Raw genomic sequence first — 12,778 nt, 5'->3', positions numbered from 1 at the left:
TCCATAGGGTTCAACGGATATTCTCCTGTTGTCGAGCACGCGGACCGAATAGGAGTCGAAGTAGCCGCAACTTTTCGGCATTCGTGAGTGTCTTGCCTGTTTTCCACACGACCTCAACAGCCGGTTGGCGATGCTCAGGACGTCGAGTCATCTGATCACCGCCCTCAGTCCTTCACTCGCGATGTCCCGGTTCCGCGCGAGGTCTTCGGCGAGGCCGGCGGCGGTGAGGGCTGCGCCGGGGGTGTGGCCGGAGCCGACGTAGCGCCAGTGCGCCTCGGTGCTGGTGGCGGGATCCTCAGTCGCCCAAGTTCCAGCGGACTTGTGTTCGGCCCGCTCTGCGCGTAGGGCCGCGTAGGTGGTGGAGTAGGCCCGTGACTTGGTGAGGATGTGTCCGCGGTATCCGAGGGTGTGTGTCCAGGCGCGTAGTCGGCGGGGTTCCAGTTCGGGGAGGCTGCCGAGCCGCCAGCAGGTGCGCATGAGGGTGCGGACGTGCGCGGTGACGGGTGCCAGGGCGATGTCGTCCCAGTTGGTCACTGGGTGGTCGAGGCCGGCGAAGGTGTCGGCTGCTCCCTTGGTGACGTACTTGGCGACATAGCCAGCGACAGCTTCGTCGGCCAGGCCATCCGTTCCGTCGAAGCAGTCACGAGAGACCGTACCCACGGGGAGGACACCTCTGCGCGGCCAGGGAGACCGCCAGCCATCAACAGCAGCAGTCGACTATGGTCCGCGGCACCTCGGGAGGTAGCCGACTGCCCATGCACCACATCGACGGCTCCGGATCGGTCACTATATGAAACATCGCGAGCAGCCCCTTCTGGGCTGACCGTGCGCGGCCCATCAGCAGGATCGAACCTTGACCATGATCCCTTGTGCGCAAGGACGAGGCCAGGAGTGACCACGAGCCGGCACCCCTCAGGAATCAAGCCTGCGCTGTAAACCTGACACGGCCTGCGAGCGTCTCAGGGCGCGACTGGCGACGCAGGGTGGGAGGCTAGGACTTATGAAGGTGATCAGTCTCGTTCTGAATGTGTTGTGGCTTGTCTGCTGCGGCATATGGATGGCGATCGCCTATGCCGTCGCTGCCCTGATCTGTTTCGTCTTGATTATCACTATTCCATTTGGCATTGCTTCTCTGCGTATAGCGGGGTTCGTGCTGTGGCCGTTCGGCCGGACGACCGTGAAGCGGCCCGACGCGGGGGCGCCCTCGCTTATCGGGAACGTGATCTGGATCATCTTCGCGGGTTGGTGGCTCGCGCTGGGACATCTGGTCACGAGCGTCCCGCTGTTCCTATCGATCATCGGGATCCCCTTTGGCTGGGCGAACCTCAAGCTGATCCCGATCTCGCTCATGCCTCTGGGCCGCGAGATCGTCCCGACAGACCAGGGGTTCGGGGGATGGTGATCATGTCGAAGGCCCCACCAGGCCGCCTGCCTGCGATCTCGTGGGGCCGAAGGCCGGGGGAACCGTCTATAGGGGCAGCCGGAACCTGATCGCGTTCCCTGTTGCTCGAACCTGCTCGCCTCGCAACGATCCCGTTCGGCATCGCGGCCTTTCGTATCGCCGGCTACGCGCTCTGGCCCTTCGGCCGCACGACCGTGGAGCGACGCGACGCCGGTGCGCCCTCGCTCATCGGGAACGTGATCTGGATCATCTTCGCGGGCTGGTGGCTGGCCCTCGGCCACATCATCACGGGCCTGGCGCTGTGCGCCACGATCATCGGCATCCCGCTGGGCCTGGCGAACTTCAAACTGATCCCGATCTCGTTGTTCCCCCTGGGCCGCGAAATCGTCCCCACGGACCGCCCGTTCGCCTCCCGCTGAGGGGCGTACGCCTCCCGGCGGGGCTCAGTCGTGCTCCTTGAGAGCGGCGACCAGCTCCCGCCCCTGCCGGGCACCCCGGCGCAACAGTACGGCCGAGGTCGTGTGCAACTCGTTCCACGAGTGCGGGCGGCCGATGGCCGCAGCGTCGGGGAGACAGTCCAGTGCGACGGCCAGCGCCTGGGCGGCTTCCCCCGCACCGGCGAGCGCGTGTGCCAGGCAGGACTGGTACCAGGCTCGGTCCCGGCGGTAGCTGTCGGGGAGCGCGGCAAGCCCGGCCGTGAGGTGATCCACCGCCGAGCCCCAGTCCCGCAAGTGCATCTTGGCCATGCCGCGTTGGAGCGTGAACCAGGTCTCGTCGTAGAAGTACATCCACGGCGGCTCGTCCTCGGGGTGTTCGGCCGCGCGGCTGATCAAGTCCTGCGCCTCGTCCAACAGTTGCCGGGAGCGGTCACCGTCGCCGTTGAGGGCGTGGCCGCGTGCTGCCATCTGAGCGGCCATGCCCTGGATTCCCAGGGACGCGCCAGGTGCCGACCACCGCGCAGCTTCCGCGAGTCGCACACACCGCGTGCCACGTCCGCCGGACCACGCCATGTGCGCTTTCATGCTCAGCGTCGTGGCTGCCATGTTGGCGTCCCCCGCCTCCAAAGCCCACTCGTGGGACCGGTCGTACCACCCCAGCGCGGCGGCGGTTTGTCCCTGGTCCTGGGCCATCCATGCGAGGAACTGCGCATGCTCGGCAGCGAGCCGGACCACTCGGTCCGCCAGCATGCCTTCCGCGCCGGCATGAAGGTCCACGACGGTCCGCAGTTGCTGGCGCATCACGCCGACGAGCGGGCGTGAGCCGATGAGATCCTCCGCGCGCCGGTGTTCGGCCAGCAGGTGATCAAGCCAGTCGAGAGTCGCGTTGTCGACGTGCTTCGAACCGTCCACCGCACTCGTGACCCGGGCCAACAAGTCCTCGTCCGGTGCGATCCCCGGCAGCGCCATACGGGCCACGGGCCCGCTGCTGGTCGTTGCGCCTGTGGCCTGAAGCTCGGGCGGAACGCCAAGCCCTTCGATGATCCGCTCACGGACTTCAAGTGAGGTCACCCGCCGCCGTCCGCGCTCGACATCGGAGACGTCCGATTGCGCCAGGCCGACCAGCTCGCCGAACTTCGTCTGGCTGATTCCCGTCAGCTCCCGGTAGGTCCGGAAGACGGCTGTCCAGTCCTCGCTGCTTACCGCCGCCGCGAGCCGTGGGTGAGTCCACAAATGCACAGAGTAATCCCCCATGCGCCCCAATATAGGGCGCCCCTATAGGGCCTTGGCATGGGCTGATCCCACTTCCCCCCGGAAGGGTCTACCGGTGACAGAGACCCCCGCAGCCGCTGGCACGGCCCGGGGGCATGGCCACCAGCTGATTACAGGAGCTGATGACGTGAGGGACCTTACCGTCCGATTCCTCGAACGGGTGATGGTGCTGCTCGCACCAGCCCGCGGTCGGCACCGCGCCTCGCAGGCGCCCGCCCCGGCCACCGTAGACCCTACGGTGGCGCGCCCGCGCCTCCGCGCAACCCAGGTTCCGCCGCGAATGGTCGGGGAGCCGATCGATGGGGACGCAACCGCGATGGTGCGGCCGTACCTCGTCGCGTACGAGCAGCAGGAGCGGCGTACGGCGCTGCTCCTCGCCCTGGACGGCATCGACATGCCGGGCCCGGTGTGGATCCACGGCATCGAGGTGGCTGCCTGATGAGTGCCACCAACGGCCGCGCGCCGGTCCGGATGTGCGTCCGCTGCGAGCGGACCACCGAGGCCCCCGTCTTGGTACAGGAGGTGCACGGCAACAGCGGCCCCGGGTGGAACGTCTACGCCTGCCTCGACTGCGCGCCCCAATTCCCGCCGCTGCCTGACACGTTGGCCTTCATTGAGGCCGCTCAGCGACGCCGCGAGGAGGCAGGCCGGTGAGTGACAACCCGCAGAGCCCAGCGCGGCCCCGTATGACCATGCGCGTCTACACGGCCACCCGCGACGGCACCGTGACTGAGGAGCGGGCCACGGTGCACGTGGTGGTCGGGGAGGCGACCGACGTCTACGCACTCGCCCTGCCCTGGCCACCGTGCGCCTGCCCCCGCCACCGCAGCCCGTGAATGGCCCTGGGAGGGCACGCCGCCCCGACGCGGCCGGTCTTGTGCCACGCTGTGGCCTGGTCGGGGGCCGCTTTCTGAGATGACCCCTATCCCCGGTCCGTCTCAGTTGGCCTGCCCTGTGCCCAGGCATGGATACGGGGCGTCGCGATTCTCGGTGTGGCCGGCCGGGACCGGGGGCGGGCCAGCGCCTCGTCGACCAGGGCGGCGGCAAACCGCGCCAGGAGGGCTCCGGCAGATAGTCGTCCAGGGATCATTCGGGCGGCTGCCAGTCAAGCATCAGGATCGTGGCATCGTCTCTGAGCTGCCGGTGGTCGAGGATGGCGTGGATGAGCAGGCGAAGCGCCTCCTGAGCGGTTTGCCCGGCCGCGGTTGAACGGATGACGTAGTCGGCGAAGAGCCCCAATCCGAATTTCTCGCCGCCCTCGCCGCGCGACTCGACGACGCCGTCGGTGTAGAGCAGGATCCGGTCACCGGGTTCGAGATTCATCTCGTGTACTTGACGCGGTGCGACGGCCAGGCTGGCGGGCAGACCCAGCGGGGGCTCGGGGTCTCGCTCAAGTGCGTTGTGCAGCAGGCGCTCGCGGCGGATGAGCAAAGGCTGCGGGTGGCCGCAGTTGCACCAGCGCAGCACACCGGTGGGCATGTGCAGCTGAGTGAAGATGCCCGTGCAGAACTGGTCCGGAAGCCACTTCGCCAGTGCCTCGTCGACGCTGGTCACGAGTTCGGTCAGGTCTGAGCCCTTGCGCCGCGCATTGCGGCAGCCCGCCATGGCCACGGAGGTGGCGATGCCGGACGCCAGGTCGTGACCCATGCCATCGAGGATCGCGGCGTGCAGAAGGTCCTTGGTGAACGAATGGTCGAAGGCGTCGCCGCCCAGCTCGTACGCGGGCTCCAGAACAGCGGTTGACACCACCCGGCCGGTGCCGATCGAGCGCGGGGGGAGAAAGGCCCTCACCATCTCCGTGTGCAGTTGCATCGGACGGGACCGCATGCGCTGCACGATGGTGTCGCTGTACATGCGTTTGGACGTGATCACCAGGGCGAGGTGGGAGGCCATCGTCTGGCAGCGCCACAGCTTGAGCCCGTTGAGGGTCTCGGTCCGGATTTGCAGGACGCCCAGCCGCTCCGCTCCGTCGATCAGCGGCAGCCAAACGATCAGCCCGCCGGACCCGTCGCCCTCCACCCGCAGAGAGTCGGTGCGGTACGCCCATCCGGCCAGGGACGCGTCGACCTCCAGGTCCGGCTCGCCCTCGATCAGCGGCAGTAGCTGCCTCTGCTGGAGGTCGACCAGGTAGACGACGGCCCGGCCCACGTCCATGTCGTCGGCATACCGGTTCAGGACCGTCGACAGTTCTTCAGGTGACGCCCGCTGGGCGGCCCTGACCAGCTCTACCAGCAGCCGCTCACCCTCGTCGGACGGCAGGCTCGCAGACACAATACGATCATCTCTTCGGTAGTGAATTGCCACAATCCGAAGCCCGGAGCCCCTGAGATCAGCGGGCGCTGCTTGATCACGTAGCTGGTGTGCTCGAGCCTACGGCACGAGGAGCTCAAGGGGCGGGCCGAGCGGCTGCTCTTTGAGGCGCGTGATCAGTGCACGACGGAGTGCGCGGCGATGCGGTCGATGCTCATTGGGGTGGCGCTGGATGGCTTCCGCCGGCCGCCGCCTGACCGGCCGGGCCTCAGGGCTCTGCAATTGCCGCCCTGACCTGCGGAAACTACTTTCGGTAGTTGTCGCTTCCGCGATCTTCCAGGGGCATGTGCGGAGGGAGCACTGCGGGGGCGTCTGCGGCGGGCCTGGACGGGAATCAAGCGCATTCGGTTCGACCGACGGGCACGGCCGTTCCGAGGCCCCAGAGCCGTACAGCGGGCGAGAAGCAACACGCTTGCGGTCCCCGAGAGGGGGAGGGGCTCCCCCAGGGGCGGTGCGGAAGGAGGTTCGGCACGCAAAGCCGTCGATCACGCTCGACACGTACACGCACCTGTGGCCTGATGAGGAGGACCCAACGAGGGCTGCTGTCGCGGCTGTCCTCGGCGATGTGCCCCCGTTGTGCCCTGCGAAGTCTGCGTAATGACATTCGTGCAGGTCAGGCCGCTTTCTCAGCGGTAGTTGACGAACTGCAGGGCGAAGTCGAAGTCCTTGCCCTTGAGTAGCGCGATGACGCTCTGCAGGTCGTCCCGGCTCTTGGAGGACACCCGCAGCTCGTCGCCCTGCACCTGCGCCTTGACGCCCCTCGGGCCCTCGTCGCGGATGATCTTGGCGACCTTCTTGGCGTTCTCCTGCGAAATCCCCTCCTGGATGGAGGCGATGAGCTTGTACTCCTTGCCAGAGGCCTGTGGCTCTCCCGTTTCCAGCGCCTTCAGCGAGACGCCGCGCTTGACCAGCTTGGACTGGAAGACGTCGAGGATCGCCTTGACCCGCTCCTCGGAGTTGGCGCGCATCTCGATCTTCTCGCCCGACCACGTGATCGAGGCGCCGACGTTCTTGAAGTCGTAGCGCTGGGAGATCTCCTTGCTCGCCTGGTTGAGGGCGTTGTCGACCTCCTGCCGCTCGACCTTCGAGACGATGTCGAAACTGGAGTCGGCCATATTGAGTTGGCTCCTCGTGCGTAGATCCGTCAGTGGTGCGACCCGTTCCGCGGACCGCACCGCCAGCCTAGTCACCGACCCCATGATCCAGTCGCGATCAACCCGGTGGCGAAGCACCCTGTCGCATCGGGTATTGTTTACGTCGTTGCCACGGAGCGGCTGGTCACCAGCCGGGTCCCGGCAGCAATCCCAGGCGGTGTGCCCGAGCGGCCAAAGGGAGCAGACTGTAAATCTGCCGGCTCAGCCTTCCCAGGTTCGAATCCTGGCGCCGCCACGCGAGAGATCCGGCCCCTGACCTGCTACAGAGCAGGCAGGGGCCGATTATTTGGGTCCGGTGGGTGACGACGGACCCCTGATCGTCTGCCGGACTCTCGGTAGGCCCGCTGCTCGAGCTCGGCTGTTCACAGAACCCACAACACCACTCAGCTCACCAGTGGGATCATCCCTCTGTAATCGTGGCGGGCCTCTGTGTAGGGCTCGTCGGACGGCTCAGTGCGGCACCGCACCGGGGCGGTCCCGCGGCGAGGTCCCGTATCGGTATCGCATGATCACTAGGGCCTACATGAGCTGGTTTCAGTCGCCAACGTTTCTCAACTGGGTCTTACCCGCCTTCCTGAGCGCATCAGTGGCCTGGGTCTGTCTGGTTCGGCAATACCACGGGAAGGGGCGCCTTCTCGGCACCGGGCGAGCTGCGCTGCTCTCGGCGGCGATGGTGGGAGCCATGGCCGGAGTCGCCCTGCTGATGATCGTTCTGCTGCCGTTGCTCTCCAAGGTCCCCGCAGCGGCCATCGGCGTTGCCACCGGTGCCGGAGTGGTCCGCCGGGGACGGCACCAACCGGATACGACCAAGCCGTTCATCGCGATTCTCACCCTCGGGACGGAACATCTTCTCGAGCGGCTCGAGGAACGCATGGCCATCGACTGTGCCGACTGGTGCGACTCCCTGATGACAGACTTCAAGGAGATCGCGCAGATGCAGATCTTCGCCCACTCGGTGCGGAGTCATCTCCTCGCCCGTCATGCCGACAAGCAGCGGCAGAAGATCATCAACGAGCTCTACAACGAGGCGGATGCCGCCCTTCTGCGTGCCATCGGGACGGAGTCACGGATCGGGGAGAAGCGCCGGATCGCCACTGCCGACGGTCTCCCGGAAGCGCGCCGCGACCCTCTGGATGAGGAGCGGGTGGAGTATCTACGGGCCTGGGGCGAGGCGGAACACGCCTGCAAGCTGCTCCTGCGCCTGGCCTTCGTCTACGGTCGGCGATCCGATCACCGGACCCTGCTGTATCTGCGGGAGCAGGTCGTGCCGCCGCTGAGCTACCGCTCACCGCAGGTCCCGGCTCAACGACGCCGCTGGTTCACATGTGCCCGAGGCGGCCGACGCTAGTGCCGCGTCAGACCCGCGACACGCGGAGCTCATCGGCCAGGCGAGAGCCGCCGCTGCCTGTCCTCTCGCCTGCGGGCGGAGTCGGCGGCTGCGGTCGATCGACAATCACTTCCACTCTTGCGTTCAGCGCAGCGGCAGCACTCGCCAACGAGCGCAGAGTGAGATTCGCGTCTCCAGACAGGATCTGGCTGACGCGGCCTGGGCTGACGCCCATGAGTTTCGCCAGCTCAGAACGGCTCACGCCGCTCGCGGCCAGTAGCCCCGCGAGAGAGGTCGCTGCCTGCCGGGCGAGGTGGGCAGCGGCTAAGTCGGCGCCGCTCTCTCCCCGTGTCAGAAACGACATGGTCACCCCCTGAATCATGTGTGGGCAGTGCGCCCTGCAGAACAGCATGCCACTTTTAGCCCCGACTAAAAGTCTAATTGCCCACGCTGACAACGGACTTGGCGGTGGTCAGCCCAGGAACAAAGGTCTGAACTGCGTAAACGTTGATCCGTCGGTTCGGGGTCTGGTCAAGATTCATCCTCTTGGGTGCCGTGCCGGCGCGTCTTCGCCCGAGGGCGGCCGGGTCGTCTGCGCGTCTGCCGGCGCAACCGGTCAGGGGCTGATCTCGTTCACGGGCTGATCTCGTTCACGTAGTCGCCCGTCAGATGGTGCTGGCCGGTCCGGGTGACGCGCGCGATCGAGCCGTCCCCGCCCAGCTCGGGGAGGTCGATGACGATGTAGTCCAGGCGTTCCAGCGAACGGATCGCCTCGCGGACGTCCTCTGCGGGCAGGCCGGTGGCGCGCACCAGGTCAGCGACCTGGGGGGCCGTCGGCGGCTTGGTGTCGAGGAATTCGGCGATCGTCCGCAGGACCGTGCGTTCGTCCTGGGTGATGGGTGCTTCCATCGGACCTCCTTCACCTGGACCACCGGGCGCACGGAGCGAGGAGAGGGCTAGTCCTCCTCAGGCCAGTCGCCCGGGCCTCCGCCGCGCCACTCGATCAGATCGGGGTCGTCCACTTGGACAAGATCCGCGTCGAGCCCCGCGGCCCGGAGAAACTCGATCACATCGCGCAGTGAGTGCGCTTTGCCGACCGACTCGCCGCGGATGGTCACGCGGCGGGAGCCGTTCAGCCACGGGTGCACGACGACAGGCGGGCCCTCGTCCATGCCCCTAGCGTGCGACGACGGGCCGCCGATTGCATCCCGGCCGCAGCCGGCCGGGCTGGTGTGAAAGCCGCGGGCCGCCAGACGCATTCCGGCTGCCCGCCGGCCACGGGTTCAGTTGCGCGCAACGATGGCCCTCACCGCATCCACCACCGGAGTCTTCCCGCTGATCAGCTCCAGCGTGAGGCGCGCCGTGCGTGGCTCGCGCAGCAGCACGGCCAGCACCGCCGCCACGTCATCGCGCGGGACCGAGCCCGGCCCGGTGTGCTCGGCGAGCTCGACCAGACCCGTGCCCGCGTCGTTCGTCAGGCGCCCCGGCCGCAGGATCGTCCAGTCCAGGTTCTTACGGGAGCGAATCTCCCGGTCGGCCGCGCCCTTCGCGCGCAGATAGGCCGCGAAGACCGGGTCGGTTCCTGGCGGTGGCTCGCTGTCGACGCCCATGGCCGAGATGACGAGAAAGCGGCGTACCCCCACCCGCTCCGCGGCGTCGGCGAAGAGAATCGCCGCCGCCCGGTCCACGGTGTCCTTGCGGGCCGCGCCGCTGCCCGGACCGGCGCCCGCCGCGAACACCGCCGCGTCCGCGCCCTCCAGCAGTACGGCGACCTCCTCGACCGGGGCCACCTCCAGGTCGCAATCGAGCGGTTCGGCCCCCGCGGCCCGCAGGTCGTCCGCCTGGGCCGGGTTGCGGATGATCCCCGCGACCTCGTCTCCGCGCGCGGCGAGCAACCGCTCCAGCCGCAGCGCGATTTGACCGTGTCCACCAGCGATGACGACGCGCATAGTCCGACCGTACGCCCCGTACAGTCGGCCCACACGTTACGGCTGTCCGCCGGGCCCTGGCCGCGTCTGCCGCGGCAGGTCCAGTGCCGCCACCACCGCCGAGTCGCAGTACTCCCGCACCGCGCTCGTACGGGCCACCACCCGCCCCCGGTGCACCACGATCCGGCTGTACGCCAGCGACAGCACCCCCGCCAGCCCCTCCCCGCGTACGGCCAGCAGCTCCGCGGGGAACCCGGCCTCCACCCGTACCTCCGCCAGCCCCATCGCCTCCCGGGCCCGCCCGCTCACCGCGCCGTACGCGTCCTCCGCCCGCTCTCCGCTCTGCGCTGCCAGCAGGTACGCCGCCTCCAGCGGGTCGCCGCGCCCCACCGGGTTCGCCACGTCCCGCATCGCCCCGCTGCCCGCCGCGACCCGTACGCCCGCGGCCCGCAGCAGCCGCACCGGCGCGGTGTCAGCCGGCCGGGACCGGTCCCGCTCCATCGCCCCGCAATCGCCCTGCGGCAGACAGACGACCTTCACCCCCGCGGCCGCGAGTTGGTCGGCGGCACGGCCCGCCACGCTCTCCGGCAGCCGGGCCAGCCCGCCGCACGGGCCGATCACGACCCCCGGCCGCAGCCCGCCGGCCATGGCGGCGAGCCGGGCGAGGCGCGCCGGGTCGTCGCCGTCCGTGTGCAGGTCCACCCCGCACCCGTGCTCCGCCGCGACCTCCAGCACCGCCTCCACGTACCCCATCGGATCCGGGTCGAGATCGGGGCAGCCGCCGATGACCGTCGCGCCCATCTTCACCGCGTCGTGCAGCATGGCCAGGCCGTCGGCGCCGGCCGCCCCGGTGAGCACTCGGGGCACGGCGACGGCGGCCAGGTCGGTCAGCGCGCGCACCGCCCGCCGCGCCTGCAGGACGGCTTCCAGGGAGCCCAGCCCCTGCATGTCGCCGATCCGGACATGGCTGCGCACCGCGGTCGCGCCGTAGCCGAGCTGCAGCAGCGCGGCCTCGGTGGTACGGCGCTGCACGTCCTCGGGGGCGTACGACACGGGCCCCTCGGAGTCGGCGGTCATCGCGGTGTCGAAGTGCGCGTGCGGCTCGGCAGGCGCCGGCAGCAGCAGATAGCCGGCCAGATCGACCCGGGCGCCGGCCTCCACGGCGGGGTCCGCGGCGCGGGTGAGGCTGCCCGCCGTACCGACCGCCTCGATGCGTCCGCCGCTGAGCCGTACGTCCACGTGGCGGCCATCCGCGAGCCGGGCACCGCTGAGCACCAGCGCGCCGGCATCGTGCGCCCCGCCCTCGCCCCGGGACGGCTGCGGGGGCTGCTGCGGCTGGCTGCTGTCGGGCATCGCGCTCCTGCAGGGGGTGGGGGGCCGGGGTCCCGGGGCTGTCCCCCGGGGGACACGGCGTGGCCGCAGCGCCGTCAAGATCATCGCAGCGCGGAACGAGCCTATGGCGCCGCCGGGACGGCTGCGGGGAGGAGCCCAATAGTCGTACCGGCGTGGTGGATGGGGTCCTTGGGGCACGCCTCGATACGGATTTCACCTTTGGGTGGCCGACCGTGTAAAGTCTTCACCGCTCGCCCCAATAGCTCAGTCGGCAGAGCGTCTCCATGGTAAGGAGAAGGTCTACGGTTCGATTCCGTATTGGGGCTCTGATGTGCGGGTAACCTGGCTCGTAGGGGCTGGGTGCCTCGCATCAAAGCGGTGTAGCTCAGTCGGTAGAGCAAGCGGCTCATAATCGCTGTGTCACCGGTTCAAGTCCGGTCACCGCTACTGTCAGTAGCCGATTGTGGGGTCGGTCCTTCGGTCGGCTACTCTTTTCTGCGTTAATCCCATCTGTTCGTCAAGGAGCACTCACGTGGCTGCCACCGACGTCCGCCCGAAGATCACGCTGGCCTGCGTGGAGTGCAAGGAGCGGAACTACATCACCAAGAAGAACCGGCGCAACGACCCGGATCGTCTTGAGATGAAGAAGTACTGCCCGCGCTGCAACGCACACACGCCGCACCGCGAGACGCGCTGACCCCAGGGTTTTGTGAGGCCGTCCCCGAACGAGGGGGCGGCCTCACGTCGTTCTCGAACGAGGGGGCGGCCTCATGCCGTTCTCGAACGAGGGGGCGGCCTCATGCCGTTCTCGAACCATTCCTTCCAGGAGGTGCCGAGCCCATGGCGCTCGACCAGTCCTTCGTCGGGCGGAGTTATCCGCCCACCGCGCCGTATGAGGTCGGCCGAGAGAAGATCCGTGAGTTCGCTGAGGCGGTCGGTGACGAAAACCCGGCGTACACCGACCCGGAGGCGGCCAAGGCGCTCGGCCACCCGGATGTGATCGCCCCGCCGACCTTCGTCTTCGCGATCACCTTCAAGGCTGCCGGGCAGGTCACTCACGACCCCGAACTGGGCCTGGACTACAGCCGCGTGGTGCACGGCGACCAGAGGTTCGTGTACTCCCGCCCGGTGCGCGCGGGCGACCGGCTCTCGGTCACCACGACCATCGAATCGATCAAGTCTCTGGCCGGGAACGACATTCTGGATATCCGCGGCGATGTGTACGACGAGAGCGGGGAGCACGTGGTGACCGCGTACACGAAGCTTGTGGCCCGCGCGGCCGAGGAAGGGTGAGGCAGATGACGGCGAAGATCTCGTACGACGAGGTCGAGGTCGGCACCGAGCTGCCGGCCCGGACCTTCCCGGTGACGCGCGCGACGCTGGTGCGGTACGCGGGCGCCTCCGGCGACTTCAACCCGATCCACTGGAACGAGAAGTTCGCCAAGGAGGTCGGTCTCCCCGATGTGATCGCGCACGGCATGTTCACCATGGCCGAGGCGATCCGGGTGGTGACCGACTGGGTGGGTGACCCGGGTGCGGTCGTGGAGTACGGCGTGCGCTTCACCAAGCCCGTCGTCGTCCCGAACGACGACGAGGGCGCGCTGATCGAGGTCGGG

At 68.4% G+C, this 12,778-nt stretch carries 17 protein-coding genes, 3 tRNA genes and 1 pseudogene; 12 read left to right on the top strand and 9 right to left on the bottom strand.

Annotation, left to right across the window (positions count from 1 at the left end; genetic code table 11):
* Positions 1-147: 147 nt before the first annotated feature.
* Positions 148-660 (bottom strand): replication initiator, encoded by a 513-nt coding sequence (locus ACY34J_RS24980; RefSeq protein ID WP_462728861.1) that lies wholly within the window; start codon positions 658-660, stop codon positions 148-150.
* Between the two features lie 340 nt (positions 661-1,000).
* Here ACY34J_RS24980 and ACY34J_RS24975 point away from each other — a divergent pair, with 340 nt between their 5' ends.
* On the top strand, positions 1,001-1,402 hold the full coding sequence (locus tag ACY34J_RS24975) for a YccF domain-containing protein (protein WP_462728860.1): 402 nt from the start codon (positions 1,001-1,003) through the stop codon (positions 1,400-1,402).
* A gap of 128 nt (positions 1,403-1,530) precedes the next feature.
* Positions 1,531-1,821, top strand: a pseudogene (locus tag ACY34J_RS24970) (YccF domain-containing protein); the annotation flags it as partial.
* Positions 1,822-1,845: 24 nt separating this feature from the next.
* Here ACY34J_RS24970 and ACY34J_RS24965 read toward each other — a convergent pair.
* On the bottom strand, positions 1,846-3,093 hold the full coding sequence (locus tag ACY34J_RS24965) for a helix-turn-helix domain-containing protein (RefSeq protein WP_462728859.1): 1,248 nt from the start codon (positions 3,091-3,093) through the stop codon (positions 1,846-1,848).
* Positions 3,094-3,238: 145 nt separating this feature from the next.
* Here ACY34J_RS24965 and ACY34J_RS24960 point away from each other — a divergent pair, with 145 nt between their 5' ends.
* The 3 genes from ACY34J_RS24960 to ACY34J_RS24950 are packed head-to-tail and all read left to right on the top strand — an operon-like array spanning position 3,239 to position 3,947.
* Positions 3,239-3,550, top strand: coding sequence for a hypothetical protein (locus tag ACY34J_RS24960; RefSeq protein WP_462728858.1), 312 nt, complete (start codon positions 3,239-3,241; stop codon positions 3,548-3,550).
* Complete coding sequence (locus tag ACY34J_RS24955; RefSeq protein WP_462728857.1) at positions 3,550-3,765, top strand: hypothetical protein; 216 nt, start codon at positions 3,550-3,552, stop codon at positions 3,763-3,765. The genes ACY34J_RS24960 and ACY34J_RS24955 overlap by 1 nt, the downstream gene beginning before the upstream one ends.
* Complete coding sequence (locus tag ACY34J_RS24950) at positions 3,762-3,947, top strand: hypothetical protein (RefSeq protein WP_462728856.1); 186 nt, start codon at positions 3,762-3,764, stop codon at positions 3,945-3,947. The genes ACY34J_RS24955 and ACY34J_RS24950 overlap by 4 nt, the downstream gene beginning before the upstream one ends.
* 250 nt (positions 3,948-4,197) lie before the next feature.
* On the opposite strand, the gene ACY34J_RS24945 is transcribed toward ACY34J_RS24950, so the two are convergent.
* Both ACY34J_RS24945 and ACY34J_RS24940 read right to left on the bottom strand, forming a co-directional pair.
* Positions 4,198-5,382, bottom strand: coding sequence for a PP2C family protein-serine/threonine phosphatase (locus ACY34J_RS24945; RefSeq protein WP_462728855.1), 1,185 nt, complete (start codon positions 5,380-5,382; stop codon positions 4,198-4,200).
* A gap of 665 nt (positions 5,383-6,047) precedes the next feature.
* The gene (locus ACY34J_RS24940) at positions 6,048-6,536 is read right to left on the bottom strand and encodes a YajQ family cyclic di-GMP-binding protein (protein WP_462728854.1); all 489 of its coding nucleotides are present in this window, start codon (positions 6,534-6,536) and stop codon (positions 6,048-6,050) included.
* Between the two features lie 192 nt (positions 6,537-6,728).
* On the opposite strand from ACY34J_RS24940, the gene ACY34J_RS24935 reads away from it, so the two are divergent.
* Together ACY34J_RS24935 and ACY34J_RS24930 are read left to right on the top strand one after the other, a co-directional pair.
* Positions 6,729-6,810 (top strand) — tRNA-Tyr (locus ACY34J_RS24935).
* A gap of 447 nt (positions 6,811-7,257) precedes the next feature.
* Entirely contained in the window at positions 7,258-7,923 is a 666-nt protein-coding gene (locus tag ACY34J_RS24930) for a hypothetical protein (RefSeq protein ID WP_462728853.1), read from the top strand.
* A 7-nt stretch (positions 7,924-7,930) separates the two neighbouring features.
* Here ACY34J_RS24930 and ACY34J_RS24925 read toward each other — a convergent pair whose 3' ends face one another.
* From ACY34J_RS24925 to ACY34J_RS24905, 5 genes are all read right to left on the bottom strand, one after another.
* Positions 7,931-8,266: a helix-turn-helix domain-containing protein gene (locus ACY34J_RS24925; protein ID WP_462728880.1), complete on the bottom strand. Its 336-nt coding sequence runs from the start codon at positions 8,264-8,266 to the stop codon at positions 7,931-7,933.
* Between the two features lie 269 nt (positions 8,267-8,535).
* Entirely contained in the window at positions 8,536-8,811 is a 276-nt protein-coding gene (locus ACY34J_RS24920; RefSeq protein WP_462728852.1) for a hypothetical protein, read from the bottom strand.
* Positions 8,812-8,858: 47 nt separating this feature from the next.
* Positions 8,859-9,074, bottom strand: a complete 216-nt coding sequence (locus tag ACY34J_RS24915) for a hypothetical protein (RefSeq protein WP_462728851.1) — start codon at positions 9,072-9,074, stop codon at positions 8,859-8,861.
* Positions 9,075-9,185: 111 nt separating this feature from the next.
* Positions 9,186-9,851 (bottom strand): NAD(P)H-binding protein, encoded by a 666-nt coding sequence (locus tag ACY34J_RS24910; RefSeq protein ID WP_462728850.1) that lies wholly within the window; start codon positions 9,849-9,851, stop codon positions 9,186-9,188.
* 36 nt (positions 9,852-9,887) lie between these two features.
* Positions 9,888-11,183 carry an amidohydrolase family protein gene (locus tag ACY34J_RS24905; RefSeq protein ID WP_462728849.1) on the bottom strand — a complete coding sequence of 432 codons (1,296 nt, stop codon included), beginning with the start codon at positions 11,181-11,183 and terminating at the stop codon, positions 9,888-9,890.
* 232 nt (positions 11,184-11,415) lie between these two features.
* Here ACY34J_RS24905 and ACY34J_RS24900 point away from each other — a divergent pair.
* The 5 genes from ACY34J_RS24900 to ACY34J_RS24880 all read left to right on the top strand — a co-directional run.
* A tRNA-Thr gene (locus ACY34J_RS24900) sits at positions 11,416-11,488 on the top strand.
* A gap of 48 nt (positions 11,489-11,536) precedes the next feature.
* Positions 11,537-11,609: transfer RNA gene (locus ACY34J_RS24895), tRNA-Met, on the top strand.
* 85 nt (positions 11,610-11,694) lie between these two features.
* Positions 11,695-11,859, top strand: coding sequence for a 50S ribosomal protein L33 (gene rpmG / locus ACY34J_RS24890; protein ID WP_462728848.1), 165 nt, complete (start codon positions 11,695-11,697; stop codon positions 11,857-11,859).
* A 143-nt stretch (positions 11,860-12,002) separates the two neighbouring features.
* Positions 12,003-12,455: an FAS1-like dehydratase domain-containing protein gene (locus ACY34J_RS24885; RefSeq protein ID WP_462728847.1), complete on the top strand. Its 453-nt coding sequence runs from the start codon at positions 12,003-12,005 to the stop codon at positions 12,453-12,455.
* Between the two features lie 5 nt (positions 12,456-12,460).
* On the top strand, positions 12,461-12,778 hold a 318-nt coding region (locus ACY34J_RS24880; RefSeq protein ID WP_462728846.1), incomplete at its 3' end, for a MaoC family dehydratase.

The organism is Streptomyces sp. HSS9-12 (assembly GCF_054963655.1).
Note: the sequence above shows the minus strand (reverse complement) of the source record. Positions and strands in the feature narration are given on the sequence as shown.

Excerpts from the sequence above, each read along its gene's own strand:
- ACY34J_RS24940 (WP_462728854.1), bottom strand. The coding sequence starts at position 6,536 with ATGGCCGACTCCAGTTTCGACATCGTCTCGAAGGTCGAGCGGCAGGAG.
- ACY34J_RS24930 (WP_462728853.1), top strand. The coding sequence starts at position 7,258 with ATGGCCGGAGTCGCCCTGCTGATGATCGTTCTGCTGCCGTTGCTCTCC.
- ACY34J_RS24920 (WP_462728852.1), bottom strand. The coding sequence starts at position 8,811 with ATGGAAGCACCCATCACCCAGGACGAACGCACGGTCCTGCGGACGATC.
- ACY34J_RS24885 (WP_462728847.1), top strand. The coding sequence starts at position 12,003 with ATGGCGCTCGACCAGTCCTTCGTCGGGCGGAGTTATCCGCCCACCGCG.
- ACY34J_RS24925 (WP_462728880.1), bottom strand. The coding sequence starts at position 8,266 with ATGTCGTTTCTGACACGGGGAGAGAGCGGCGCCGACTTAGCCGCTGCC.
- ACY34J_RS24910 (WP_462728850.1), bottom strand. The coding sequence starts at position 9,851 with ATGCGCGTCGTCATCGCTGGTGGACACGGTCAAATCGCGCTGCGGCTG.
- ACY34J_RS24965 (WP_462728859.1), bottom strand. The coding sequence starts at position 3,093 with ATGGGGGATTACTCTGTGCATTTGTGGACTCACCCACGGCTCGCGGCG.
- ACY34J_RS24915 (WP_462728851.1), bottom strand. The coding sequence starts at position 9,074 with ATGGACGAGGGCCCGCCTGTCGTCGTGCACCCGTGGCTGAACGGCTCC.
- ACY34J_RS24905 (WP_462728849.1), bottom strand. The coding sequence starts at position 11,183 with ATGCCCGACAGCAGCCAGCCGCAGCAGCCCCCGCAGCCGTCCCGGGGC.
- ACY34J_RS24955 (WP_462728857.1), top strand. The coding sequence starts at position 3,550 with ATGAGTGCCACCAACGGCCGCGCGCCGGTCCGGATGTGCGTCCGCTGC.
- ACY34J_RS24975 (WP_462728860.1), top strand. The coding sequence starts at position 1,001 with ATGAAGGTGATCAGTCTCGTTCTGAATGTGTTGTGGCTTGTCTGCTGC.